The following is a 26561-nucleotide window of genomic DNA, read 5'->3' on the forward strand; positions in this document are numbered from 1 at the left end:
GGTCAACGCTTTTTTTGCGCCTACAAAAAAGCACCTAGGTCCCTTAAGGCCTAGATGCTTCCAAAATAAAGCTCAGTGTTTACTGCTTACGGCGCCGTTGCGCACCCAATCCAAACAGACTAGCAACTGCCACTAATCCGATGCCACCTAATGTGCTGGCTGTGGTTGTCGCACTGCCGGTTTGTGGCAACGCGGTTTGCGTCTTACCGTTTGAAATTGTTTGACGCTGTTGTGCGATCGTTGTGTGGGTCGTAACCGGCGTGCTGGTAGTTGGCACTTTAACCGCTACCGCGGCCGTTGGCTTAGCTGTCACTTGCCCTACAACTGGTGTTGCTGTTGGTTGTTGCGGTGTCGCATTTGGTTGTGTCGGTTGTGCTGGTTGTTGCGGCGTTACATTTGGTTCTTGCGGCGTTACGGCTTGATAAACCAGCGTCAAGGTCATGGCATTGCCTTGATACTGACCGGTAAGCGTAGCTTGTGCTGGATTTTGTAAGGTATAGCCGTTGATAGTTGGCGCCGTAATGGTAAAGGCCGTTCCGACCAAACCGTTTTGCGTGGTGTCAGCGGCAATTGGATGCCCGTTTTCATCCACATAATGAACGGTTAATTGGGTCTGGGTCTGGCTTTCATCTGGCGTCACACCATCTTTTTGATAATGGAGCGTTAAAGTCATCGCGTTACCTTGATACGTCCCAGTAACTACTCTTTGCTGCGTCGTATAACCCGAAATTGTTGGTGCCGTGACAGTAAAATCAGTTCCAACTTGACCACTTTGCGTGGTATCCGCTGCAATCGTTTTGCCATTTTGATCCACATAATGCACCGTTAACTGCGTTTGTGTTTGGCTTTCGTCCACTTGCGGAATCGCTTGGTACGTATACGTAATGGCCATCGCATTGCCTTGATACGTGCCCGTTACCGTTTGATCCGGGCTCACCAGACTGTAATTGCCAATCGTTGCTGGCGCTGTCACGCTGAAAGCAGTCCCTTTAGGTGCCGTTTTAATAACACTTGGCGCCAACTCATTCCCTTGGTCATCTACGTAATGAACCGTTAACTGCGTTTCACCTTGACTTTCGTCTACTTCCGGAATTGCTTGGTACGTGTACGTGATCGTCATGGCGTTGCCTTGATACGTGCCCGTCACCGTTTGGTCTGGGCTGATCAGACTGTAACTGCCAATCGTCGCTGGTGCCGTCACACTAAACGCCGTTCCTTTAGGCGCCGTTTTAACAACACTTGGCGCTAATGTGTTGCCTTGATTGTTCACGTAATGAACCGTTAACTGCGTTTCGCCTTGATTTTCATCCACTTGTGGAATCGCTTGGTACGTATACGTAATCGTCATCGCGTTACCTTGATACGTGCCCGTCACTGTTTGATCCGGGCTCACCAGACTGTAACTACCAATCGTTGCTGGCGCTGTCACGCTGAAAGCAGTCCCTTTAGGTGCCGTTTTAACAACACTTGGTGCCAACTCATTTCCTTGGTCGTCTACGTAATGAACCGTTAACTGCGTTTCGCCTTGGCTTTCGTCCACTTGTGGCACCGCTTGATACGTATACGTGATGGTCATGGCGTTGCCCTGATACGTACCTTTGACTGTTTGATCTGGACTGATCAGAATATGATTGCCGATCGTCGCTGGTGCTGTGATGCTAAAGGCGGTTCCTTTAGGTGCTGTTTTAACAACACTTGGCGCTAATGTGTTGCCTTGATCGTCCACGTAATGAACCGTTAACTGTGTTTCGCCTTGGTTTTCTTCCACTTGTGGCACCGCTTGATACGTATACGTAATGGTCATGGCGTTACCTTGATACGTGCCTTTAACTGTTTGATCTGGACTGATCAGAATATGATTGCCAATCGTTGCTGGGGCCGTGATGCTAAACGCCGTTCCTTGCGGTGCTGTTTTGGTGATGCTTGGTGACAACACGTTCCCTGCCTGGTCTACGTAATGGACCGTCAAGTGCGTTTGCGTCTGCGTTTCATCAACCAACGTGCTGGCTGGCTGATACGTAAAGGTCACGGCTTTGGTAATATCAAACCGAATCAAATTCGGCATATTAACACTGCCATCCGTTCCAATCCCGGCGGCTGTTAGTTCGGCGGTTGCATCTGCGGTACTGAGTTGGGTACTACTGATGATGGTTGCTGGGTCATCATAAGTCTCGACCAACACGGTTTGGTCCGAATTAAAGGTATAACGAACGTACTTGGTGCTTGGTAAACCTAATTGGGCACCGATTCCAGCTGGTTGGAGTGCTTGTAAGGCATCTGACGTTTCCAACACGATTTGTTGCAAGGCACCGTGCGCATTCAGTGTCAGTTGCGCTGCCGTTAACGCGTCAGCCGTTGCTTGGGGTCCGCTTACCAGCGTTGATTGTAAAATATGGTCTGCGGTTAGCGCAATACCCTGTGTATTTTCGTAATGAGCCGTGATTTGGCTAGGGACTTCTTCAATTGTTTGCACTAAGTTAGTGGGTTGTGTTGGATCGATAATCGCAAAATTCTGATTGGTATAGCCTGGTATGGTCGTAACAGACCCTGTATCCGTAATATAACCGCCATCCCATTGATAATCAGCTGGTAATTCAACTAGATTTTGAGTCGCGGCTGTTTCGGTTAAGTCCTTGAAAATCCCAATAAACGGTAATGACACCTGAATGGGGTTTCCGTTAACATCTGTCAACGTTTGCGCATAGGCGCTAAACAAATAATGCGGTTGACCGTCTTCAATCACTGGCACCGAAACACTAGCCGACAGCAAGTCGCCTTTCAGCGAAACATTCGTTGGGTACACTGAAGTCGAAATCCGTTGACCAGTTGTGGTTTGTGCGGTATAAGTCACCTGGGCGATTTGGCCTGGATTGGCAAAACCTTGGCCAGCATAAACAAATTGAATCTGATCAAACTTGGCAAAATCAGCGTATGTGCTGAAATTAACGGTCCCATCGATACCAATTCCTTGCGCCAACAAAGTTGCCAATAACTTATCGGCCGCCTTGTTTGTGCTGTCATTTAAATATGGAATGCCAAAACCTAATTCAGTGGCATTTTCGTCATACCAATTTTTATCGTCTGTACCCGCTTGTAATTGGCTCGTTGCTTGGCTTGTCCCATCATCGTTATTGGCCTTCATGGTCACATAAATTTTATTAAAGGTGCCATTGTCATAATCGGACAGCGCATACGTATAAGTCCGATCGGCAGTGGTCAAAATAATCTGTTTCAGCGTGCCGCCTAATAGCGCATTATTCCGACTATCCCCGGCAATATTACTGTTTAAGGTGGTGGCATAGCCGCCAGTTGTAATTTGGTCATCCGCAGTTAGCTGACTGTCAGTGGCGGTTAAAATCGCCGCTGGTTCAGTCGGGTCGATTGCGGCACCATCAGCGTACGTATAGGAAACTGCCACTTGATGGGTCCCGGCAACAGCTGCTGGGTAACTGGTAAATTCGATGCGCTCATATTGGGCAAAATCAAGATAATTCGGAATATAAACTGTGCCATCTAATTGGATCCCGTTAGCAGCTAATGTTTGAACGGCCTCATCGTAGTCAATGGTTTCGGTGGTATCAGTGGTGAGTGTTGCCGTTTTGGCCTGTGAATCAAGTTCAAATGTGACTTTTGCAGGTGTTGCTGACCCGCTAAGCTGACCACTTTGGGCCAAAGCACTAAAATAAAGCGTAATGGTTTCTTTACCAGTGCTATCAAAATTCTGACTAGCATGGTATTCAGGCACACTGTCGGCCGTATAGCTCCCGATAATCTCAGACCCGGTCACCTGTTTGCCATTGTCGATCATATAAGCCACTGGCAGGCTTAACGCTGGGTCAACCGTATAATTTAAGGCCAACGCCACCGTATCTGCATCAGGAATGACGATTTTATCTGACTCAACTTGATTGCCGCCATTTAACGCATACCCCACATATTGCAACAAGTGTAGCTGACCGGCATTATCCGTCACGAGATACTGCGCATCCGGTGTCAGTTCGGTGCCCACTGGAATCGCAGTGGTGTTTTGGTCAAAAAGTTGCCCATCCGCTAAAATTTGCGTGGTGACTTGGGCGGTTGTTTCAGTCCGACCAGTCAACGCTGTTGTCGTTTGCTGATCCGTCGTTGTGGTGGCAGCAACGGCCGTTTTCGTTTGGCTAGCTGGTAAGGTCACGCTATTTTTGTCAGTGGTCACCTTCGCTGTTGTCGCTTGCGTCGTTGCAGTTTTGGCTGGCGTGGCCGTTGTCGCAGCTTGTTTGGAAGCGGTTGTATCCGTGGCCGTTGTCGTCATCTGTTGCGACACGGTTGTAGCAGCACTTGACGTATCTTGCTTGGTAGCCGTGGTATCAGCATTGGTTGTCGTCTGTTGGGCAGCAGTTGTATCAGTGCTCGTCGTAGTTGGCGCCGAACTTGTCACTGCAGCGGCAGCCGTTTTAGTCGTTTCACTGGTTAAAGTTGACGCCGCCGTGTCAGCACTGGCCCCCGTAGCGGCTGAATCAGCTGTGGTTTCAGTTGTGGCGGTGACTTGGCTAGTGGTCGCATCCGGTGTCGCGGCTTGAGCAGTTGGCGCTAACATGACAAAATCAAATAGTGCCACACTGGTTAATCCTGCAATTAGCCAAAGTTTGCCGCTTTTATATAACCGATAGCGGGTTTTAGTGTTCATTTTTGCTGCTTTTTGTTTCATCTTAAATTCCCCCTGGTTCCCCTGATCCAACTTTTTTAATGGTCGATTGCCCCATACTGGTACCCCTACTATATCGGGCTGGCACTAGCTGTTTCAACCTCATATTTTGAAATATTATTCGTTAAAATGTGACACAACCGCTAGTCGTCTACTTCATAGTTGTGCTGTTGATGCAATTGAAAGCGACGCTTTTTTCCATTTAGCTCTAAAAAGACCCTTTCATGACAGCTTGTGCCCTTAACTGGATCGACACACCGTTTTAAAACACGTTCTTTCCAGTAATTGCATTTAAACTAGCTATCGCACAAAAAGACGCCATTTCAATGGTTGACATTTTTAAACCAATTGGTTAAACTACAGTCATTAACCGTTTAAAAAAATAAACCATCAATCAAACTGTGGAGTCCTTTAATTGCAAACAATGATGAAAGCAGCCCAAATTACCCACTACAAACAAGCAATACCAGCCATCACGCAGGTGCCTATCCCGTCAATTGGTCCCCATGATGTGTTAGTGAAAGTCGTCACTGCCAGCATTAACCCAATTGATCTAAAAACCCAAGCTGGGGGCTTAAAAATGTTACTCACTTATCGTATGCCGTTAACCTTAGGCAGTGATCTAGCCGGCATCGTAGTCAAAACTGGCGCACAAGTAACCCGTTTTAAAGTCGGCGCTGCCGTTTACGGTCGAGTACAAAAAAAGCGGATCGGTACCTTCGCTGAATACATTGCGGTGACACAAAATGACTTGGCCTTAAAGCCCAAAAAGCTTTCTTTTGCGGAAGCAGCGGCCCTGCCTTTAGTGAGCTTAACCAGTTATCAAGCCCTACACGACATCCTGCGGCTCCAACCGGGACAAAAAGTCCTGATTCAAGGTGGTGCTGGCGGGATTGGCACGATTGCGATTCAAATCGCTAAAATGTTAGGTGCCTATGTGGCCACCACGGCTAGCCCGAAAAATTTTGACTTGGTCCGCGATTTAGGGGCAGATCAGGTCATTGATTATCACACCACCCCTTTTCAGAGTGTTCTACAGGATTATGACGCCGTTTTCGATACCCGCGGTGGTCAAACGTTACGAGACGCCTTTCAAATCGTTAAACCTGGTGGCCAAATTGTCAGCATTTCCGATGTTCCCACTGGGCGTTTTGCCAGAACTTATGGGCTACCGCTTTGGAAACAACTGGTGTTGCAATTCGCCACGCGCCGGGTCACCGCTTTGGCCAAACGGACGCAAGCCACATACACCTTTTTATTCATGCGACCTGATGGTCAACAATTGGCCACTTTAACCCCGCTTTTTGAAAATGGCACGCTAAAACCGATCATTGATCGGGTGGTACCTTTTGACGACCTATCAACGGCGCTGCGCTATGCCCGGGCAGGGCACGCAACGGGCAAGATCATTATTCAAATCGCTACTGATCAGGAAATGGCAGGCCGCCTATGATGCGCTTACTGAGTAGTATTTGTGTGAGTTTTCTGACCCTAACCTTGATTTTAAAGCGTCGTACCAGTCCACAACCTAGCCTACTTTTTCCTGCGCCACGTGATATGATTTTATGCTTATTGTGACCGGCTCAATAACGGTCACTACGGTTATTTCTTAAACCCCGTTGGATACATGCAAGCCACTGTATGGTCGCTGATCAGGCTATTGGTCGTCTACATCCTTTGAAAAATTTGCTTAAGTAAGGAATGGCAAGACAAATTGAAAATGAAACCAAATTCACAAAATTAATAACTATTTTTCAGCAAAATAAAAACCACTCGCTAGGATGAAGTACTCTCCAGGAAAGCTAATGGTTTTTGATCCGACTTAATATTTAGATGATTGTTGGCTTACATCTTTGCATACCACAAAGAAGACCATTAAGACTTTGAGTAGGCCCTCTTGCTCCGACTTACTATTCCTTGATTGTTTTGCCGAAATACATCAGCTCCCAGATACCGTCAGGGTTGACTTGCTGGTCCACTTCTTGACCGTTAATCAGTTTCTGTACAATAATATCACCAGTAAAACGCAAGTAGGCACCATCAAATCCGGCGAGTTTGGCTAAGGCTTTCTTAGCACCAGTAAGCTGATCAATCATCTTGAAACCTGAAATGACTTTCTTTTCAGCATACGTGACGATGTACTCGGTATCACCATTTTTCAAGCGGTAACGTAAGGTCTTTTGCACGGGTTTGTTGGTGTCTTCATCGATGAAAGTATCTGAGTCTTCGACAGTCATATTCGCTGCATCGCCACTGATGAGTTGCCCATGATCGTCAATCATCATTACAGGCAGTTTGGTATAACCAAATGCTTTTTCAGCAGTCGTTTCCGTGGAAATCACTTGATAATCTCCGACTGCGGCACGCCCCCAATACCAATGATGCATCAACTTAAGCATTGACTCGTTGCCCCAGTTATGGTCATGATAGCCTTTGCCGGTCAAAGTCGTGATTTGATCATTCATCTGAATCGTCGCCGAAACAGTTGCAGCAGGGACTGCTGGGAGCCAGGCAAAGTAATGATCACCAAATTCATTTGCGCCGGCACCTGGCCGCCACGCATGACGCGTATTTTCAAAGGTCAAGTCGGCGACAACATCATCTTTTTCAAAATGCACGGTGTAAGTCTTTAAGTCACCGCTTAACGTGTTTTTACCAATTTTCACATCACAATGTTCCTTAGACGCACTGAATTCTTCTGGTGAAACATCGACGCGCCATGATGTCGTCTGCCCCGCCTTATCAGTCCATTCAAAGGATACCCAAGGTGTCAGTTTGGTGCCAAAATTCATTGCGTCTTTGGTCATGTAGGTTAACACGACACTAGAACCGTCATTCATTGATGCATCGAGATACCACCATTCAAAGGATCTATCCGCGGCATTGGTACGCATGCCATCTTCCCAGGCTTCAACATAGTCCGGATTGACGTGATATTTTTTGAAATCTGCCGGTTGATTTGCGGCACGTGCAATTTGTACAGACATCATAAAACTTCCTTTCTAATTGGTTTGACAAAAAGATTATGAGTCGTATGATAAGTAAAAGTTTTACACGTGTCAATGATTTATCCATAAGTCGAACACATGAGAGGAAGTGTCAAACTTTGTATAAGGGAACCAATCCTTCCGCACTAAAATCGCGTGATATGATTATTTCAGCGATGTTTGCCTTACTTAAAACGACCCCATACACTAGCATTAACGTTAAATTACTGACTGATGAAGCCAAAGTTTCGCGGCAGACCTTTTATGCACTATTCGCTAATCGCGATGAGGTTATCCAGTGCCGCTTGGAAGCTGTTTTTAGTGATTATCAAGCAGCTTTGGCTAAACTTCCAACAACGATGCACGTTTTGGTGACATTGTTTTTTCAATTTTACGAAACGCACGCGGATTTGTTTAACTGTTTATTGGATAACCATTTGGAGAATTTACTAACGGTTAACGCAAAACGCTGCATGCAGGCATTGGATTTGGCCAATAAGTCTATCTATGCCAGTGATTTTATCGCCGCTGGCTTGACACAAATATTAAGCGATTGGCACCAACGACAAGATATCGATTTACAGACCTTAGTTGCACTAACCGAGTCGCTACTGAACCCTGCGGCAGTATGAGTTAAATCTACTTTGAGAGTATGGTCGTGCTGTCAATAATGTATTTGATTCTGCTTGAAGTTCGACCGTTGCAACTAAGATAACGTCATAACTGTTAGCGGTTGGTCCAAATGCCTGCCCAAATCAGGGTTCATCACTATCAACTCAGGGGTGTAACCAATTGTAGGGCTTTTCTGATGATCAAGTATAGTTGTGCGTTCAAGGTGAAAATTGTATCAAAGTATTTAAAATTATAAGGATCGAGTTGTACCAATTGGCGTTGTTATCACGATATTGACATTTGGCAAGCCAGCTACTTCCGTCATTTTGACAGGCGTTTTCAACGACACACTTGATACCATCATTGAAAGTGACGTCAAAGTACCTTCGTTATGTTCTGGTGCAGATTATGTGACTTCTTCTCGAAAATTCACCTGATTGAGGTTAATTCCAAGCTACTCAAAACCTGCTGGTTGATCCATCAGTCTGCTTTGATACCAAACCTTATTCCAAATCAAAGGTGCTAATCGTCTTGTAACAAAGCGGTTAGCCCTTTTTAGTGAAAAAAAGCCGCCAAGGAGGCGACTTTTAAACCGTTAATTGTTTGATCAAACGTTGGGCAACAGCATGCACTGAAAATGGGTTTTGCCCGGTGATTAACTGACCATCTTGAATGGCGTATTCACTGTAAAACCGCTTCTTTCTAAAATGGGCCCCATGCGCTTCCGCTACGGTGCGGTTTAGAAAGGGAACCACTGACTTTTTACCGGCTAAAATTTCTTCAGCTGTGGTAAACCCTGTGATATTTTTACCAGCAATTAAATATTGTCCGGTTTCGGTTTTTAAATTCAGTAAACCGGCGATACCGTGACAAACTGATGTGACATACCCACCATTTTGATAAATCGTCAACGCAATTTTTTGTAACGCCGGATCGTCTGGAAAGTCCCACATGACACCGTGACCGCCGGTATAATAAATCGCCGCATAATCAGCTGGGTCAACCTGATCTGGGCGCAACGTCTGGGTCAGCCCGCGTTGAACAAAATCAGCACTTTCATAAACTTTTAAAATCGTTTCATCCGTATATTTCATGCTGCGTGGATCAAGTGGCACAAACCCACCTTTAGGACTGACATAATCCACTGCGATACCAACCTGTTGCATGTCGGCCACAAATTCTGCGGCCTCCCCTAACCACAACCCAGTTGGATCCGTGGTCTTGCCGTAGCGGGTCACATTGGTTTCAACAATTAAAACTTTTATCATCTTAGTTGGCCTCCGCAGTCATCACCTGCACCACATCCTGTAACAATTGCTGTAATTGTTGAACAGCGGCCGTTTCATGCACAATATAATAGAAGTTTTTGGTTCCTTCACGACGATAGTCCACTAATTTGGCCTCTTTCAAAATTTTCAAATGATGTGAGATAGCCGGGCGCGATAACTGAGTGGCCGCCGTTAACTCGCTTACCCGGACCCCTTGACAGGCGCGATCCGCCATTAAAGCTAACAAAATGGCCTGACGTTTTTCATCCCCCAATGCCACCAAAAACTGACTAGACGCTGTAAATTCTGCTTTTATTTTCGATAAATCTGCCATTGTACGGCCTCCGTTCATTTCTTTAAACCATTAAAGCATCCCGCTAAATACTTGTCAATTGATTCGTTTATTTTTTTGAACTAATTTTCATTAATAAAATCTAACAACGCTAGTTAAGTTTTAAAACTCAATAGATATATCGAATAACGATATTTTATTATCGATAAACAATATGGTATACTGGATTCGATAAAATTAAAGGGGAAATTCAAATGTCTAAAGCACTCAGTATAAGTAGTCGCGTTTTAATCTTGTTGTTCTATTTCATTCTATTTTGTCTGTATGTATCTTTTCTTAAACCACTGACCTTTCTTTATACCGGTTTTAATGGCAATGTTGCGCAAAGTATCGTAACCGATCGTAATTATTTGTTGATTTTAAATCATACGCAACTTTCGGCACAGGCAGTTCAAAACTTTCCTAGTAAAACATACAGTGTTTTTCTGGCCATTGGTATTTTATTTGCACTGATTGCAGCTACATTGCTCATGCGTGCAGGTATTCAAATCCTTCGCAGCTTGCAACGCCAACAATACTTTTCTTTACACAATGTCCATCAATTAAAGCATATCGTCATTGCACAACTATTTGGTATTAGCGCTGATTTATTTATTGCAACCGCAAACCAAATACTTCGAACAAATCTATATCGTATTAATAGTCAATTGACCATCAGTTGGTCTGATTTACCACAAGATATCATTTTACTTATTGTTTTAGGATTGGTTTATTTTATTTATGATAAAGCCGTTTTACTGCAACAAGAAAACGAACTAACTATTTAAAAGAAAGTAGTGTCGCAATGATACATGTACAATTAGATGTTATGATGGCTAAACGTCACATCACAACCACACAACTGGCCAATTTAGTTGGTATCACCCCTGCCAATATTTCAATTTTGAAAACTGGTAAAGCAAAAGCCGTTCGGTTCAGTACCCTTGCTAAAATCTGTCAAGTACTTGACTGTCAACCCGGTGACATCCTTTACTACGCCGAAGAACAATGACCTAATTAACCACAATTAAAGATTGGAGCCCTGAGCATCGAACATCTCAATGAAACCTTACGTTTAGCCGACTGTGAACCGTTAGACCAATATACGAAGTGCACTTTTACGGACACTGACTTACCGGTTCATCTCAGCGATATTACCTTTAAACGCTGTACTTTTCCTGAAAATCAATCCCATAATGACTTTGTTAGCGTCACGTTTCAACATTGCGATTTGGCCAATACTGACTTTAAAATGGCAAAATTTGGCAGTTGTCAATTCACCGACTGTCGTTTATTAGGTGCTGATTTTACCCAAACCACACTGATTGCCACCACATTTAAAAATTGTCCGGCACAAATGATCAATTTTTCGGAAGCCTATTTTCAAAAATGCCAGTTTCAAACTTGCGATTTCACGGACGCCTTGTTTCTAAACGTCACCACCCGCTTACGCACCAAGGTCCAATTTGACGATTGTCAACTTCAACGCGTTGATCTACTGGACACCAAGCTGAAAGGCTGGGACGTTAGCCGTTCAACACTTGGTGAATGGCACCTTAGCGCCCAAGATATTGGCGGCTTAGTGATTGCCCCTTGGCAAGCTGCCAACTTAATTAGCTTATTTGGGGTGCAAGTTAAAGCTTAATGCCAAACCAAAATCAAAATAAAATAGCCCACAAAGTCGTGAAATACCACTTTGTGGGCTATTGTTGCGCGATTCACTTCATTCAAGCTATTCTTAGATTGCCCATTTTTGCTGATCTATTGCCATTTGCCAGAAGGCCAATTCATACGCACTACTGCGTACAAAAGAACTTTGCATGCTAGCTTGCTCTTGGGCATCCGCTTTTGCGGCCGTTTTATTAGTCAATTCAATCATGGTGTTAACGCTATCGGTATAGCCGTCACTATCGTAAGTTTCGATCCAGCGTTGGTATAAGTCAACCGGTGACCCTTGGGCAATTAAGCGTTGGCCGATTTCATTATAAAGCCAGTAACAAGGCAACAAACCGGCAATCGCCCGTCCAGGTGTGCCGCGATCTAATTCCGCATACATATGATTCACATAGTTGTAGGTCGCCGGTGCCATTGGTGTTTGCGCCACTTCAGCGTTGGTGATCCCTAAGGTTTCAAAAAAACCATCCCGAACCGCAATTTCGCCGTCCTTTAGGCCTTGCGCACCAGCCTCTAAAAAGGCCACATCGGCAGGATCTGACAACTTTTCCGCGATCCGTTGGTGCAACTTTCCAAACTCATTTAAATAATGGTGATCTTGAATCAAATAGTACCGAAAAACAGCATCTGGTAACGAACCATCGCCAATTTCATGAATAAACGGATGGTCAAAACTTTTTTGCCAAAATGGCGCTGCGGCAGTGTGAATTTGATCGGTAAATGTGGTCAAAATGGTGCCTCCCTATACCGGAACACAAAAAAGTCGCTTGCTCTGAAACCCAGACAACCGACTTTAAAACAGTTAACTTTCCTACGCAAGGGTTGCCTTACAGGTTCAAAGGGTTCGGTAAAACCGTCTCAGCAAATTTGCGCCCCTAGTTTTTATATTTAATTGACATTTTTATTGTAGCACAAATTAGTGATCTGAAAGCGGTTGATTAGTGGCGCGTTGTCATCAGCATTCTAAATAGTACAATCTCTCAGATACGAAGTTAAATTTATATTTATAAAATAATCACCAAGCTTATTCGTCTAAAAATATTTGCAATACTAGTGTGCCGCATGCGCCAATTGCAACGCCATTTCATCACCCATAGCCTGAACTAATGGTTCGAATGGTTTAAAATCCGCCGCAACAGTGGCCTTTGTTGTCGTCGACTGCAACTGACAGCCTACATTCGTTGCTAATTGACGCATCCCTAATCCCGCCAACACCAAACGAATGGCAATATCCGCTTGAAAGGTATGCCGACCATAAATAATCGTTCCCACTGACTTATCTTGCCACTCGGCGTACACCGTATCCAACGCATTTTTTAAAACGGCTGGATACCCCCAATTATATTGAGGAAAAACTAAAATCAACCCATCACAGGCTGCAATCGACTGCGCAAATGCCTGCGTACTAGGCTGTTGGTAATGCCCGTGAGCAGGCACGTCTGGTTCATCTAAAAATGGCAACTTAACGGTTGCCAAATCAATTAATTGCAGGTCATATCGTGCCGATTGTAAGGCTGTCATTGCCCATTCTGCAACGGCAGCTCCAATGCGTGCTGTGCGATTGGTCCCCAGCATAACACCGACCACTGGTTGGTGTGCTTTAACTTGATTCATGTTAAATACCTCGGATTTCATTTTAAAATATTGATTCACGCGAATACATTTGCTAGTATAGAGACTGGCTTTTGAAAAGTCAATTATTAATTCACGTGAATGGATATGAATAAATGATCAACGAAATCTTACAATCAATCAATCAATTACTAGCGCTGGATAGTACGGATGATGCTGAAAAAGAACGACTGCTTAAAAAAAATTCAGAGGCTGATATTCGTCAGCTGGCCGGTCACTTAACGACCCGCGATATTTTAATCTTGGCTAAAATTGCGCAAACGTCCCCCTATCTTCAAAAGGACTTACACCGGCAAATCAACATCTCACAACCAACGGCCAGCCGAGCCGTTGACCGGCTTATCAAACTAGACCTACTAACCCGCACCAAAATGGTCCACAACCAAAAAGAGTGGCAACTCACCCTGACACCACTTGGCCAACGCATTGCCACACTGAAGCAGAACTTTGACCAAGCACGCCAAGCGCAAGCTGCCACAATTGCCAGTCACTATACCGCAGCTGAACTGGCTAAGTTTAACCAATTTATCCAAGAAATAATCGCCCTTAAAACGCCGCAATAGCGACTATTTGATTTCAGAACCGCAAACTATCACACAATTAGATCAAGAGAAAGTAGGCAGCACATGACACCGCAACAACAATTTGAAGCGCAGCTAGGTACCCTGATCGATAAGCTGACCTTGCTCAGTAAGGCCCAATTAGAGGCCCAACTAAACGGTTATAAAGCCGCAGAAGTCCACACGATTCAATACATTGGGGATCATCCCACTGCTAATGTCACCCAAATCGCCAAAGCGCAATATGTCACCCGTGGCGCCGTTAGTAAAATGACGCAGCGCCTGATGAAACGTGGCTTGATCCAACGTTATCAGAAACCGGATAATAAAAAAGCCCTGTATTTTCGGCTCACACCTGCTGGCGAAAAAATTTACCAAATTCACGCCCAATTATCTCGGGGATTTCAACAACGTGATCAATCCGTTTTTGAAAATGTCGCGCCAGCTGAAATACAAGCAACATTAGCTTTTTTAGAACATTACAATCAACATTTAACGCAAGAAATCACCAAACGCGGCCTCGAAAAATAAGGCCGCGTTTATTTTTTTGTTGACAAAGAAACAAAAACAGTTATTATTGTTTCCATAGCAACAATAAATCGAAGGTAGCCCATTTTCTGCAGTGTACTTAACCGCAACAGAAATGGCCAACCTCCGAAATCAGATCTTACATAATTCAGTATTGGGAGGTGCCATATAATGCGCACTGTACTTCAAACTAATTTTAACGGTATCGATGCGTTAACGCTTGCGACTGTACCACGACCTAAACTAACGGCGACTGGGGTGCTGATCAAAATGCAAGTGGTCCCCGTAGTGCCATCCGATTGGAAACGTGAAACAAACCCGGCCGCCACCAAAGAACAGCTTACTGACCTACCACGGCCCATTGGTATTGGCGGTGTTGGTCAGGTTGTTGCTGTTGGTGCTAAGCGCGACCCAGCGTTGTTCAACCAGCGCGTCTTTGTCCTACAACCAAGCGGTAGCTACGCGGATTATATCGTTTCGGAAAATCCAGATTTTATTTTCCCACTACCGGCAACCGTCACCGGAGCCAGTGCCGCAGCATTAACCGCTGGTCCAGGTACTGCGTGGGTTTTACAACAAGCTATCCTGGCAAGTGCTGCCACTGAGATTTTGATCACTGGCGCAAATTCTGTAATCGGTCTGTACTTACTTCAATTATTACAGCCCACAGTGAAACGACTTTATCCCTTAGTCACTGCGGCCAGCCAGGCTTATTTCAAAACGCAATGTCCCACTCAACCAGCTTACACGCCTGCCACCTTACCCCATACGCTAAACCAACCTTTGATCATTGACATTGCAGGTTACCGACCGCTGTTAGTCAACTTGACCCAACGTTTTCCCGAAGCCGAACTGGTTTCAATTGCCTATCAACAAAAAGATCTACCACATTTAAGCTTTGTTCACGAACAATTTGAGCCACAACGCTACCGCCAATTCATCCAACAATTAGCAGTTGGCCGTTTAATAGCACCCATTGACCGCACTTTCCCAATTGCTCAAGTCAAGCAGGCGCAACATTATGCTCAAGACCATCACAGTCGCGGCCGCGTACTGGTCGCCTTTTAGAAAGGAACTTTAACATGTCAAATTTTAAAATATTACTTCAACAAAACTGTTTTGCCACCGATCCAGAGCAACGCCAAAAAGCAGCGCAAGCCTTAGAACAACAATATAATTGTGAGATCAATTGTGTCGCGTTAGCGCCCGATGTTCAATTTGCGCATCATGGCCGCGGTTGTACCATTGCGGCCGCTAAAATCGACCAGCACGTCACCATTTTCCAAAATGTCACCTTAGGTTCTAATCAACGCTTTAACCGGCAAACACAACAATGGGAACATTTAGGCGGCCCTGTAATCGGCAACGATGTGGTGATTGCCGATGGCGCCAAAGTACTAGGTCCCGTGATGATCGGCGCTCACACGGTGATCGGTGCAGGTGCGATTATTACCAAAAACGTTCCCGCCAATAGTGTCGCCTATGGTGTTAATCAGATCAAACCACGTGATCCCAACTACGACTTGGTTTTTCACACCCCATTGCCTGATCAACAAGCCATTTTAACAGCCTGCCAACACTTAATTGACGTTTATGAAACAAGTAAAACCACCAATGCTTGATCATTGATTTGAAATGACGCTACGACCGTCAGTCATAGCACACAAAACCCCCGAGATCATCACATCCATCTCGAGGGTTTTAAACAATCTAATTGATGCTGCTAATGGCGCCGTTGATAACGACTGCGGCCATTGAAACGCACGGCGCTAATGCCTAATAAAGCTAGTAATACACCGCTAATGGTTAACGCTGGTGTTACAGTTTCATTTGTTTGCGGCAAATTATTGTGATTGCCGGTACTGGTCTTCGTCGCGTTATGCTGCGTGGTGGTTTGATTTGTAGTGCCTGTTGTATTTACCGTTGTCTCGCTAGTCCCTGAGGCAGTGGTGCTAGCTTGCGTACTTGACGCCGCGCTGGCATAAGCGGCCCGAGTCTGCGCAACTGTCGCTTGTTGTTGCTGCGTGGTGCTTACTGCACGACTGGCGACTGAGCGCGCACTGTCCAATTTGCTTTGTGCCTGGGCCACATCGGTGCTAGTCCCTTGTTGTTGGGCCTGAACCACAGCAGCCTGATGGGCCTTGACGGCTGCTTGCGCCACATCTTCCTGACTTTTAGCCGCCACGGCACGCTTTTCAGCCGCCGCATAACTAGCTTTCGCACTGGCAACGCTGGTTGTTGCTGCATCACTGTCGGTTTTAGCACTGCTGGTGTTGCTTTCAGACTTTGAATTTAAAGCCGCTGCCCGCGCTTTTGCGGTGACCATGGTGTTGTGCCGTTTTTGATAAGTGGCTTGTGCCTGCGCTAATTGGGTTTGCGCCTTGGTCAAGGCTGCCTGGGCTGCTGCAACGCCTTTGTTAGCAGTTTGTGCTTGGGTCAACGCTTTTTGTGCGGTTTCAACTGCGGTTTGCGCCTTGGTTAAATCAATCTTGGCATACATTTGTTCCCCGCCAGCGGCGGCTAATTGCCCAACGGCTAAGTCAGCGTTCCCGCCATCATTAGCTTCACTGGCGTTGGCGTTTTGGTAGCTCGCCTTGGCAACTGTTAAACGCCCTTGATCCTTTTGCAACGTTTCTTTGGCAGTTTTTAACGTTGCTTGTGCGGCGGTAACGGCAGCCTGTGCTGTTTTAACAGCGGCCGCATCCCCTGCCTTTTTCGCTGTGGTTAACGTTCCTTGGGCCTTGGTCAACGCATTGGCGGCCGCTGTGTAATCCTGCTGACCGTACAGCACTTCTTCCGAAGCGGCCGCTAACCCGGCCGTTGCTGAACCAACGGTTGAACTTGAATCAGCTGTTGTTGCCGCCTGTGTTCCCGTAGCCAGCCCCAAGCTGGCTAAAACGACCGTTGCCATCATGCATTTTGTCATAACCTTTAATGTCATTTTAAATCCCCCACAATTCCATTTTTAAAACCACGCTGTCAGCAATGCGCGATAGGTGGTTTGGTCTAGCTGAACGCGATAACGCAGTAACTGCTGGCCTTGAAATATTAACACGCTCCAAGCCTGCCCTGGTACAAAGGTAATCTGTACCGGCGTCATGCGCTTGCGACTGCCTTCCGTGTGAATCGAACCATCTGGTAACCTTACAAAATAAACATTTTTAACTGGCCCTTGTGCCACGCCACGCAGCCTATGCGCATCCTCACGTTTCACATTCAACGCAATGTAGCGAAAACCTTGTGGAAAACGGGCGCTTTCTGCTGCTTCAAATACTTGTTGCCGATCCTGTCGGGCGTCACGCTGATTGGTGACAAAAAAGCCGACTGCTCCAATCACGAATAGCACAACACCGATGATTAAAATGCTACCGGATACAATTGTTATTTTGCCACCTCTTTTTTTAAATCATTTGAACTTTGTTAACCTTCATTATAGGGCAACCCCCCCCCGGTTTTTCAAGCGTTTGTAGAACACTTTACTGAATTATATTTTGATGTAACTGAGATTATTTCATGTAACATGTGTTCTATCATCACTAATTACCACCTCATGTAAAAAAATCACCTGCTAAGATCTGTTTATATTGGGTACTCTGCTTAAGCCTTGTTCGATTCTGATAACAACAGTGCTTTAAATCTGAAAAAGCCGTTATGATCTGATTAATTGACCGTCAATTCATTTAAAAAATACCCCTCGCTTGTTTCTAAAATCAATCCTTGCACACAAAAAAGAAGCCCTCCTTAAGAAAGCTTCTCAATAATCAAATCTAGCCTTTTAAAGGCTGATTCGTTTTTGCTGAAAGCTATGCCTTAACCAACTCATCGACAAATGTTTGCAATCGTGTAACATCATCGGCTTCAGCATCCTGATCGATTTTAACAGTCGCGCTGCCTTGTTGAGCACCTGTTGCTTCAAAAGCTGCTTCAAACAAATCGGCTGCTCTGCAGAATGTTGTTGCATGCATTTCTTGATCCCCGCTGCCAACAACACCATAAACTTTACCTGAAAGTGTTTCAGTTGATAACGCATTATAGAAATCTTCGAATTCATCAGGTACTTCACCAACGCCATAAGTGTACGTGGCAACAACCGCAAGATCTGCATCCGCAAAAACATCACTTTCTGCGTCATCAGCTTCAATGCGTTCAACTTCTAATCCCGCCGCTTTGAATTTTTCCTCAAGAATTTCAGAGATACCTTCAACATTACCGGTCATACTTGCATAAACAATTTTAACGACTGTCATTTGGACCATCCTTCCTGCTATCGATTGCCAACTACGGCTAGCCTGCCGCGCAATCGATAGGGATCATTTTATCAAACAAATTGATTATAATGGCTGACCAAACTTTTTGTGTAGTCAGATTTAAAACATCATTTTATGTTTTTCTGACGAATTCCTGTTTTAAAGCGCTTTAACGATGGCATCAATACCGCTTGTTAATTGGAAAATAGTCGTAAGACTCGCTTTGGCGTTTTGAAGTAATTGAGACTGTTTATCAATGACATGAAAGAATAACGATTCAGGTTAATAAAACTAACTGACCCAAAGCACAAGCGCAACCAATGTCAAATTTACGATTATCATTATAAAAACTGCTACTCAATCTGATATTTTCCAATGTTTATGCCTTGAGAATCGTCTATAATATAGCTTGAATTTTAATACAATAGGTTGTAACTTAAGCATGAATAATAGGTGATCAATTATGAAAAAGGCCATGGCATTGGCAGTCTCCGTTTTAACGGCTAGTGCGTTTTTAACTGGGTGTGCTAACAAGTCCAATAATGGAAACAGCGCTGCTTCAGCTAGCAGCTCAAAACAAGCCGCTAGTTCGATTGAAGCAGCTTCTTCTAAAAACAAAGCATCTAGCGAATCATTGGCTAAAGCTAAGTCAGCAAGTGAGGCCAAAAAGAAGCAAAATCAATCGTCAGAAGCACAATCTGATAGTACTTCTCAAGCAACAAACAATACCACTACAACCCCTGATTTCAGTCTTGATATTCATGCTTTTGTGAACAAATATGGCATGACCGAAGCTGCCTATCGCAGTACTTATATGGGAATGAGTAGTAAAGAAGCCTTGTACGCAACACCTGATTCGCATGAATCCTCTGGTGAAATTCAATCTGAAAATCTTTTTAAGCAAGGTAAGGATCCATATGCTGATACAAGTAGTAACTCAGATACAAATTCAAGCGAAGACACAACAAATTATGATAGTGATTATTACAATGACGATAGCGACTATGTCGAATATCCTAATGGCGCACAAAAGGCAGTCTCTGGCAAAAATGATGATTGGTATACCGAACAATACCAGAAACATCATCCGGAAGCCCAGCAATAAAGTAACTGATTAGTCTGCCCCTGAAATAGTTACATGAAAGTATAGGTGATCACTCATGAAAAAAACCATTATCGTTCTCATATCTATTTTAACTGCTGGTACATTTTTAGCTGGCTGTTCTAGTCATTCTAGTCATAAAAATAGTGCTGCTTCAGCTAGCAGCTCGAAACAAGCTGCTAGCTCGATCAAAGTAGCTGCCTCTAAAAATAAAGCGTCTAGTGAATCATTGGCTAAAGCTAAATCAGCAAGTGAAGCTACCGCAAAATCAGAAAGCAAAGTGGCTAGCGCTTCAAGCCAGACAAGTGAATCAGTAGCTGCCGCCGAAAGTAACGCTCAAAGCTCATCTAATCAATCAGCAACGACACAAGCTAGTAGTAGCTCACAGGTAGCAAATAGTGACACGACCCCTGATTTCAGTCTTGATATTCATGCTTTTGTGAACAAATATGGCATGACCGAAGCTGCCTATCGCAGTACTTATATGGGGATGAGTAGCAAAGAAGCCTTGTACGCAACACCTGATTCGCATGAATCTTCTGGTGAAATCCAATCTGAAAATCTTTTTAAGCAAGGTAAGGATCCATATGCCAACTAGCTTAACAATGAATGATTTGCTGATCTAAGTTTCCCTAATTATAATAACAATGTAAAAAGACAGTTTGTCGATGGCACTCGACAAACTGTCTAACGTGAGCACAGCACATGTATTGAGGATGGAGCTAGCCTTTAATGGTTGGCTCTTTTTATTATTTCGTAAGCGAGGACAAACTTAATTGGTGCCACTGAGATAATATCAATCGTAATGGTTCCATTTTCCGCCTGCACAGCAACCATATTTGTAAATGGTCATCGCTTCATTCACACCATTTTGAAATGACGTTCACTTACCCATACTTTTTCGCGCCAGCCATTTTCAGGTCATCATGCCAATCGATTATGACATGATGATAACAAGCTAAATTGATGATTAACAATTAAGACTTGTGCACTGACTATGATATTCGAATAGAATTGATTATTTCTTACCTGCTAACCTTAATTAGTGTTTCCATTCAGCACATTGTTCGTGCTATTTCCGGGCTATAGCTATTTATTTCGTCTAATTGTTGATGAGACAATACCTAAATTTTTGAACTTTTCTTTCCATGAAAGCAAAAATCAGCCAATCAGATATTTCCAGTATGACGATCACTTATCTCTATCTCATCATACCTTATCATACCTTATCATATCTCATCATTACCGTTGTATTAATACATACCGTGTGCTCGGCCCGCCACCAACTTTTCGCAAAATATTGGCGCTAATCAATTGTTTTAAGTATCGAATCGCCTGCGCTTGTTTAACATTTAAAAGCGTTTCTACGGTTGACCTGTCAATCGAATCATGTTCGCTTAAGTACGTTATAATTTTACTTTGGTAATTTGGAATAAACGGATCAATTTCTACTTTTTTAGTTTGTAGCATATTATCTGCGTTCAAATTATGGCCGTTATCAATAAAAAAGTGCTGTGCATTTGAAAGATTATTTAATCTCTCAGGCGTAATCGGCAGTTTAACAGTAAACTGATCTTCATTATCAATGAGCGGTTCTGCCCCTAATAGGATTGGCGCAAACTCAAAAATTTTACTAACGCCTGAACCTAATTCTTCAACTAAGCCAATGAGATGAAAAACCCGGGCAATATTGGGATTTTTAGGATACGGCCAAATATCACCACGCCGTATTTTCCCAGGATGCATCGGTTTATTGGCATTTTCAAATTGAATTGACGTTGCAGTGATGGTGATTCTCGAAACAAATGGATTAGAATACTCGCGGTGCACCAGCATGTTTACGATCAGTTCACGAAAAAGTACATCTCTTATTTCAATTCGTTTATCTTGGCGTAAATAAAATGGTTGATTGATGTGTTTTGCAATAAAAGCCATCATTTGCGAATAACTATCAATGAGGTTGGTTGAGATTCTTAATCGATCATCATAACGATCAACGTCTTTGATTTTCACCACAATATCAAGTGCAAAGTAAGGCAACACACTTCTAATGACATCATCTTTTCCAAACAATAAAATACTTGCCAGTGTGAAACCTGCTATCCCATTCGCGTAATCCTTTTTATACATTGATAAACTTTTTAAAACTTGCAAGTCTGATTGGTTGGCCAGATTATGCTCACCTTTTACATTCGTGCTGGATTTTCTAACAAAATCAGTCAAATCAGCACGAAAATCCGTTATCTCAACATATGGATAAATCTTGTTTTCAGTGTATTCAACTTGCTTTCTCGCATACATCTGTTGCACTAGATTCGTATTATTCGTAATGTCAATATCGGCATCACCATGACGATCAAAAATAATCCGGCCATTCATACGATGAACCTGTGAACTATTGGGAACATAAATATGCAAGATTATTTTGTCATCAATCCAGTAAGGCGCAATGTCCAAATACAAAGCAGGCATTAGCTTATTACCCGACTGAATCGTCGTGATAAATTCTTTCGTCATCTTAGTAAGATTCACGTCTGACAATCCTAGCACATTGCCCGTATCATCTACCCCTAAATAAATGTTACCGCCATCTCGATTCGAGAACGCACACACGGTTTCATACACATCTTTTGGAATTTGACCTTGTCCATCCCGCCCTTGCGCCGCCTTAAACTCAATGCGAATAGATTCTTTTCCATCAGTAATTTCATGCTCTAAATTTTCGGGGATCCTTTTCAAAAAAATACCTCCTCAAGCAAACGTCAGGTTCGTAACCACTATCTATATTCTACCTGATTGGGATTCTTTTTTGTTATCACCTTTAGGACCAGTTGCATATGTCAGACCCATAACGTGAGTAGCCACCAGCTAGTCCGAGTTTCTGAATTTTAATGCCTGTAGCTGGATCAAAATTAATAGCAATAATGCAGCCGTTTAGGTATGTCTACCACAACTCTTTCCCTACTGGTTTTGTATTTTCCCAAACGTTGAGATCAGTTGCACGCTGATAACACCCATGCCAATTTTTGAATAGGTCATCCAAGCGATTTATTGTTTTCTTCGAAGGCTTAAGAATGAATTCTCCGTTAGCCTTTTTCTCAACTTTGTACCGCGTACCAGGTGTCACGGCCAAGTTACTTGGAATGATAGCAACAATGGCGTTATCCTGTTTTTGAACCCTTACATCGCTTTTCATGAGTCTAGCCTCACTTCCAATTACTATTTTCTAACTCATAACATGCCCACGTGAATACACAAGCTTAACACATTTTGAAAAACCTTTCCTAGAGAGTACAGCTTTTGGGACCATTTTTGTCAATTAACATTAGTTTACGCATTTGCTTTTATGATCTATTTCCGATTCTGTATCTTAAACACTTCGATAATTGTTATAACATTACAATTTTAAGTGCGCTTCACTAACACCATAGGCTAGCCTATTCAAATAGTGTTGCATTGATTTGACGATTCAGGAAGTTATCTTCCTACTATATATTCTACATTTTAGTCACTAATTGATACTCCGTTTATCTATGCTAGGGAGCACCTTAAATTAAGCACAACTCATTTTTACAAATTAAGTGATTTGCTTATCCAGCTTTTCCCAGTTATAATAACAGTTAAAAGGACAGCCGTCGATGGCACTCGACAAACTGTCTAGCGTGAGCACAGCACGTGCATTGGGTCGGAGCTAGCCTTTAGCGGTTGGCTCTTTTTGTTATCTCGTGAGCTAAGGCAAACTTAATTGCCGCCTCTGAGATAATATCAATCGCAATGGCCCAAGCCATCTTGATTTTCCTGCTGCACGGTGACCGTATTTGCACATGGCTGTCACCTCATTCGTTCACTCAGTTTTTGAAATGGGAATCACTTGCCCGTACTTTTTTCACGCAAGCCGTTTTCAGGTCATGACGCCGTCAATTGGCTATGATGCCATTATAACAAGTATCATTTTTAATTCCTTATATTAAGAATATAGAACCATAAGAAATACCGAAACAGCTACGGCAAGCATCCAACTCAGATTTTATCATTTTATAAAACGCATTACTTGCACGCTCCCTTTTCCAAAGTTATTGGTCACTGGCCAATAACTAGGCTGTTGTCGACAAAAAACAATTCAGGGGCCGAGGGGGCAAAGAGGGCAGACAAAATTTTTCGATTCTAATTAATTATGAAACCAACTTTTATCAGCTAATTTCCCGCTAAGTTTTAGGTAAAATCGCCTCAAGGGTGCCCAAAGAGTGCCCTTGTATTTCAAAAACATTCTAAAAAAGAAGACCACCCTTAGATGATCTCCCCATAACGTAGCTCTCTTAATCCACAATCACATGTTGGAAATTAATGGTATTTTCAGCCAAGTTAGCCGTAAACAAGCCTTTTACACCCGTTTTCTCATCCACCATAATGACGTTATATTCGTCACCACCTGCTTCGCTGTGTTCAATGGTGTCATACTCCCCACGAAAACCGTTTTTTCGGAACAAGCTAACCAACTTCATCATTTCTTCTTGTGTGACTGTTGCGACATTATCCAAAATTCCTAACCCCTCATCTGATCTCATTCTTATGCTATGTATCCGGTAGGTTACCCCACCGATGGCGACAAAAAAGTGACCCCCACGGGATCACTCTTTGCCGTTAAATTAGTTTAATTTCTTTTTGCTAACAACGTTTAATTTTTCGTCCAAGTCGTAAACAACTGGTTCGCCAGTTGCCATTTCAACGTCCATGATGTCGTCATCAGAGATGTTTTCGATGTACTTGGTTAAGGCACGTAATGAGTTACCATGTGCTGCGATGATAACGTTCTTGCCGTCGATTAATTTTGGTGCGATTTCATCTTCCCAGAAAGGAATAACCCGTTCCAAGGTAACTTTCAAGTTTTCGCCACCAGGAATTGCACGAGGGTCTAAATGAGCATAACGACGATCTTGTGCTGCTGAGCCTTCGTCGTCAGCGCTCAATAATGGTGGTAAAGTATCGTAAGAACGACGCCAGATATGAACTTGGTCATCCCCATACTTTTCAGCCGTTTCTTTTTTATTTAGGCCTTGTAAAGCACCATAATGACGTTCGTTTAAGCGCCATGTCTTTGTTTCAGGAATCCATAATTGGCCTGAGCCTTCTAAGGCATAGTGTAATGTCTTGATGGCACGAGTTAATACAGAAGTGTAAGCTTGGTCAAATTCGATGCCTTCTTGTTTCAATAAAGCACCAGCATTTTGTGCTTGGCGTACGCCTTCTTCACTTAAATCAACGTCAACCCAACCGGTAAATTGGTTAGAAAGGTTCCATTCACTTTGACCGTGACGGATAAAGACTAATTTTGCCATTAGATGATAACCTCACTTTTATGTTTTGTTCCTCTCATTGTACACTTTCATTTTGAAATTGAACACCTTTGGTAGCGCTTTTTTCAGAAAGTTTTTCATTTTTTAATCGTTCTGCTACAATAGAAATATTTAAAAAATCGTTTTCACGGAGGAACTTTTATGCGACACATTGTACGCGGGATCTGGTTCTTGACCTTGATCTACTTTATTGTTTATTTACTAACACCAGCCTTACGCGGCGCCGTAGACGCTAGCCAAGCGTTGTCGTTTGTGCACGCCTTATTCGGTCTGATTCTAGTCGGCGGTGGCTTTTTGTGGCTGGTTTTGTCGATCCACCGTTTCTTTACCCGTTAAAGCAAGCGCGCTTGTTGCACCACGTTGGCCACGGCCTGTTTGACGTTAGCTGGGTCAGTGGCCAAGTTAAAGCGGACAAAGCCAGCATCTTGTTCCCCAAACCATTGCCCAAAATCAACGGCGATCCGGCATTTATCTTGAATAAATGTTTTGGTATCAGCGACTGGCACTAAGTCACGTAGGTCTAACCATAAGAGGTAAGTCCCTTCTAATGGGGCAATCTTAATGGCTGGCACTTTGGCACCTAGTTCGGTCCGAACATACTGTTCGTTTTCGCGAATGACGGCTAATAAACTGTCTAACCAGGCACCACCATTTTTGTAAGCTGCTTCAGCAGCTACTTGGCCTAGCAAGCTGATTTCGGTTTCATTAAAGCGTTTCTTCCCTGCATCATACTGCGCCCGAATTTTTTCATCTGGAATGATCACATGAGAATTCAGCAAGCTAGCTAAGTTAAAGGTTTTAGAAGGTGCGGTGACCACGATCAATTCATCATCATAAGCGCCGTTCGCAACGTTTAACGCAGAAATAAATGGCCGAGTGCCAATTTCAATGTCCTGATGAATTTCATCTGAAACCACTAAGACATGATACTGCCGGCACAAGTCTAACAATTGCTGCAATTCAGCTTCAGTCCAAATACGCCCAACTGGGTTATGTGGTGAGCAGTTGATCAACAGCTTCACTTGGTTGGCCTTGATCTTAGCTTCAACATCAGCAAAATCAATGGTGTATAAGCCAGCGTCATCTCGTTGTAATTCAGACGCTACCAACTTGCGGTGGTTGTCCTGTACCGCATTACGAAATGGATAGTAGACAGGTGTTAAGATCATCACGGCATCGTCAGGGGCGGTAAAGGTATTGATAAGGCCATAAAGCGAATTCACCACGCCATTATCAAACCGCAGCCATTCCTTTTTCAGCGTAATATTATGACGTTGCTTTTGCCACGTAAAATAAGCATCATAGTATGAATCTGGCGTAAATGAATAACCATACACCCCTTGGGCGATTCGCTTTGTTAAAGCGTCTATCACCACTTCTGGGGTGCGAAATTCCATATCGGCTACCCACATGGCAATCAGATCAGGGTCTCCATAACGTGCTTGTAATGCATCCCATTTCAAGGAATTGGTACCGTGACGCTTGGTGGCATACTTGGCCACAAAAGCTGCTGTTTCTTTGCTCATGCTGCAACCTACTTTCTTTGATGTGATTGATTAAAAAAAGCCTTCGAAAGATTCGA

General features: G+C 43.6%; 26 protein-coding genes and 1 riboswitch. Of the genes, 12 read left to right on the forward strand and 14 right to left on the reverse strand.

The annotated features are described in order from the left end of the window. Positions 1–79 precede the first annotated feature (79 nt). Entirely contained in the window at positions 80–4687 is a 4608-nt protein-coding gene (locus FC07_RS12825) for a MucBP domain-containing protein (protein ID WP_057905488.1), read from the reverse strand. Between the two features lie 421 nt (positions 4688–5108). Between FC07_RS12825 and FC07_RS12830 the strand changes: the two genes are divergently transcribed. Then, positions 5109–6137 (forward strand): NADP-dependent oxidoreductase, encoded by a 1029-nt coding sequence (locus tag FC07_RS12830; protein ID WP_191981097.1) that lies wholly within the window; start codon positions 5109–5111, stop codon positions 6135–6137. A gap of 457 nt (positions 6138–6594) precedes the next feature. Here FC07_RS12830 and FC07_RS12835 read toward each other — a convergent pair whose 3' ends face one another. After that, a complete protein-coding gene (locus FC07_RS12835; RefSeq protein ID WP_057905489.1) occupies positions 6595–7671 on the reverse strand; it encodes a lipocalin-like domain-containing protein in 1077 nt (358 codons plus the stop codon). Positions 7672–7790: 119 nt separating this feature from the next. Between FC07_RS12835 and FC07_RS12840 the strand changes: the two genes are divergently transcribed. Continuing rightward, positions 7791–8303, forward strand: a complete 513-nt coding sequence (locus FC07_RS12840) for a TetR/AcrR family transcriptional regulator (protein ID WP_057905490.1) — start codon at positions 7791–7793, stop codon at positions 8301–8303. Between the two features lie 567 nt (positions 8304–8870). Here the strand turns inward: FC07_RS12840 and FC07_RS12845 are convergent. After that, the gene (locus FC07_RS12845) at positions 8871–9551 is read right to left on the reverse strand and encodes a type 1 glutamine amidotransferase domain-containing protein (protein ID WP_057905491.1); all 681 of its coding nucleotides are present in this window, start codon (positions 9549–9551) and stop codon (positions 8871–8873) included. 1 nt (position 9552) lies between these two features. After that, entirely contained in the window at positions 9553–9885 is a 333-nt protein-coding gene (locus FC07_RS12850) for an ArsR/SmtB family transcription factor (RefSeq protein WP_057905492.1), read from the reverse strand. A gap of 212 nt (positions 9886–10097) precedes the next feature. On the opposite strand from FC07_RS12850, the gene FC07_RS12855 reads away from it, so the two are divergent. The 3 genes from FC07_RS12855 to FC07_RS16010 all read left to right on the forward strand — a co-directional run bounded on the left by FC07_RS12855 (position 10098) and on the right by FC07_RS16010 (position 11527). After that, a complete protein-coding gene (locus FC07_RS12855; RefSeq protein WP_057905493.1) occupies positions 10098–10670 on the forward strand; it encodes a DUF2975 domain-containing protein in 573 nt (190 codons plus the stop codon). 17 nt (positions 10671–10687) lie between these two features. Further along, complete coding sequence (locus tag FC07_RS12860; protein ID WP_057905494.1) at positions 10688–10894, forward strand: helix-turn-helix domain-containing protein; 207 nt, start codon at positions 10688–10690, stop codon at positions 10892–10894. Positions 10895–11134: 240 nt separating this feature from the next. Further along, positions 11135–11527 (forward strand): pentapeptide repeat-containing protein, encoded by a 393-nt coding sequence (locus FC07_RS16010; protein WP_162255883.1) that lies wholly within the window; start codon positions 11135–11137, stop codon positions 11525–11527. 93 nt (positions 11528–11620) lie between these two features. Here the strand turns inward: FC07_RS16010 and tenA are convergent, their stop codons facing one another. Both tenA and FC07_RS12875 read right to left on the reverse strand, forming a co-directional pair. Beyond that, positions 11621–12286, reverse strand: a complete 666-nt coding sequence (tenA, locus tag FC07_RS12870) for a thiaminase II (protein ID WP_057905496.1) — start codon at positions 12284–12286, stop codon at positions 11621–11623. Between the two features lie 61 nt (positions 12287–12347). After that, positions 12348–12443, reverse strand: a riboswitch (TPP riboswitch). Positions 12444–12606: 163 nt separating this feature from the next. Then, positions 12607–13170, reverse strand: a complete 564-nt coding sequence (locus tag FC07_RS12875) for an NADPH-dependent FMN reductase (protein WP_057905497.1) — start codon at positions 13168–13170, stop codon at positions 12607–12609. A gap of 113 nt (positions 13171–13283) precedes the next feature. Here FC07_RS12875 and FC07_RS12880 point away from each other — a divergent pair, with 113 nt between their 5' ends. The 4 genes from FC07_RS12880 to FC07_RS12895 all read left to right on the forward strand — a co-directional run bounded on the left by FC07_RS12880 (position 13284) and on the right by FC07_RS12895 (position 15898). Continuing rightward, the gene (locus tag FC07_RS12880) at positions 13284–13751 is read left to right on the forward strand and encodes a MarR family winged helix-turn-helix transcriptional regulator (RefSeq protein ID WP_057905498.1); all 468 of its coding nucleotides are present in this window, start codon (positions 13284–13286) and stop codon (positions 13749–13751) included. A 63-nt stretch (positions 13752–13814) separates the two neighbouring features. After that, positions 13815–14279: a MarR family winged helix-turn-helix transcriptional regulator gene (locus FC07_RS12885; protein ID WP_057905499.1), complete on the forward strand. Its 465-nt coding sequence runs from the start codon at positions 13815–13817 to the stop codon at positions 14277–14279. Positions 14280–14447: 168 nt separating this feature from the next. Beyond that, the gene (locus FC07_RS12890) at positions 14448–15344 is read left to right on the forward strand and encodes an MDR/zinc-dependent alcohol dehydrogenase-like family protein (protein WP_057905500.1); all 897 of its coding nucleotides are present in this window, start codon (positions 14448–14450) and stop codon (positions 15342–15344) included. 14 nt (positions 15345–15358) lie between these two features. Further along, positions 15359–15898: a serine O-acetyltransferase gene (locus FC07_RS12895; protein WP_057905501.1), complete on the forward strand. Its 540-nt coding sequence runs from the start codon at positions 15359–15361 to the stop codon at positions 15896–15898. Positions 15899–15999: 101 nt separating this feature from the next. Here FC07_RS12895 and FC07_RS12900 read toward each other — a convergent pair whose 3' ends face one another. From FC07_RS12900 to FC07_RS12910, 3 genes are all read right to left on the reverse strand, one after another. Further along, positions 16000–17217 (reverse strand): LPXTG cell wall anchor domain-containing protein, encoded by a 1218-nt coding sequence (locus tag FC07_RS12900; RefSeq protein WP_057905502.1) that lies wholly within the window; start codon positions 17215–17217, stop codon positions 16000–16002. A gap of 24 nt (positions 17218–17241) precedes the next feature. Further along, positions 17242–17613, reverse strand: a complete 372-nt coding sequence (locus FC07_RS12905) for a hypothetical protein (protein ID WP_057905503.1) — start codon at positions 17611–17613, stop codon at positions 17242–17244. 466 nt (positions 17614–18079) lie between these two features. Then, entirely contained in the window at positions 18080–18523 is a 444-nt protein-coding gene (locus FC07_RS12910) for a flavodoxin (RefSeq protein ID WP_057905504.1), read from the reverse strand. Between the two features lie 463 nt (positions 18524–18986). On the opposite strand from FC07_RS12910, the gene FC07_RS12915 reads away from it, so the two are divergent. Next, a complete protein-coding gene (locus tag FC07_RS12915) occupies positions 18987–19628 on the forward strand; it encodes a hypothetical protein (protein ID WP_057905505.1) in 642 nt (213 codons plus the stop codon). A 55-nt stretch (positions 19629–19683) separates the two neighbouring features. Continuing rightward, complete coding sequence (locus tag FC07_RS12920; RefSeq protein WP_057905506.1) at positions 19684–20223, forward strand: hypothetical protein; 540 nt, start codon at positions 19684–19686, stop codon at positions 20221–20223. Positions 20224–20867: 644 nt separating this feature from the next. On the opposite strand, the gene FC07_RS12925 is transcribed toward FC07_RS12920, so the two are convergent. From FC07_RS12925 to FC07_RS12940, 4 genes are all read right to left on the reverse strand, one after another. Next, on the reverse strand, positions 20868–22364 hold the full coding sequence (locus FC07_RS12925) for an RNA-binding domain-containing protein (RefSeq protein WP_057905507.1): 1497 nt from the start codon (positions 22362–22364) through the stop codon (positions 20868–20870). A 205-nt stretch (positions 22365–22569) separates the two neighbouring features. Next, positions 22570–22821 (reverse strand): AbrB/MazE/SpoVT family DNA-binding domain-containing protein, encoded by a 252-nt coding sequence (locus FC07_RS12930; protein WP_057905508.1) that lies wholly within the window; start codon positions 22819–22821, stop codon positions 22570–22572. Between the two features lie 1120 nt (positions 22822–23941). Next, positions 23942–24163, reverse strand: coding sequence for a hypothetical protein (locus FC07_RS12935; protein ID WP_083483325.1), 222 nt, complete (start codon positions 24161–24163; stop codon positions 23942–23944). Between the two features lie 108 nt (positions 24164–24271). Continuing rightward, positions 24272–24961 carry a 2,3-diphosphoglycerate-dependent phosphoglycerate mutase gene (locus tag FC07_RS12940; RefSeq protein WP_057905510.1) on the reverse strand — a complete coding sequence of 230 codons (690 nt, stop codon included), beginning with the start codon at positions 24959–24961 and terminating at the stop codon, positions 24272–24274. Positions 24962–25120: 159 nt separating this feature from the next. Here FC07_RS12940 and FC07_RS12945 point away from each other — a divergent pair, with 159 nt between their 5' ends. Further along, on the forward strand, positions 25121–25315 hold the full coding sequence (locus FC07_RS12945) for a hypothetical protein (RefSeq protein ID WP_057905511.1): 195 nt from the start codon (positions 25121–25123) through the stop codon (positions 25313–25315). Here the strand turns inward: FC07_RS12945 and FC07_RS12950 are convergent. After that, entirely contained in the window at positions 25312–26505 is a 1194-nt protein-coding gene (locus FC07_RS12950; RefSeq protein WP_057905512.1) for a MalY/PatB family protein, read from the reverse strand. The genes FC07_RS12945 and FC07_RS12950 overlap by 4 nt on opposite strands. Between the last annotated feature and the right edge of the window lie 56 nt (positions 26506–26561).

Origin of the sequence: Loigolactobacillus bifermentans DSM 20003, assembly GCF_001434575.1 — a bacterium.
In the GTDB taxonomy this organism is placed as follows: Bacteria; Bacillota; Bacilli; order Lactobacillales; family Lactobacillaceae; genus Loigolactobacillus; species Loigolactobacillus bifermentans.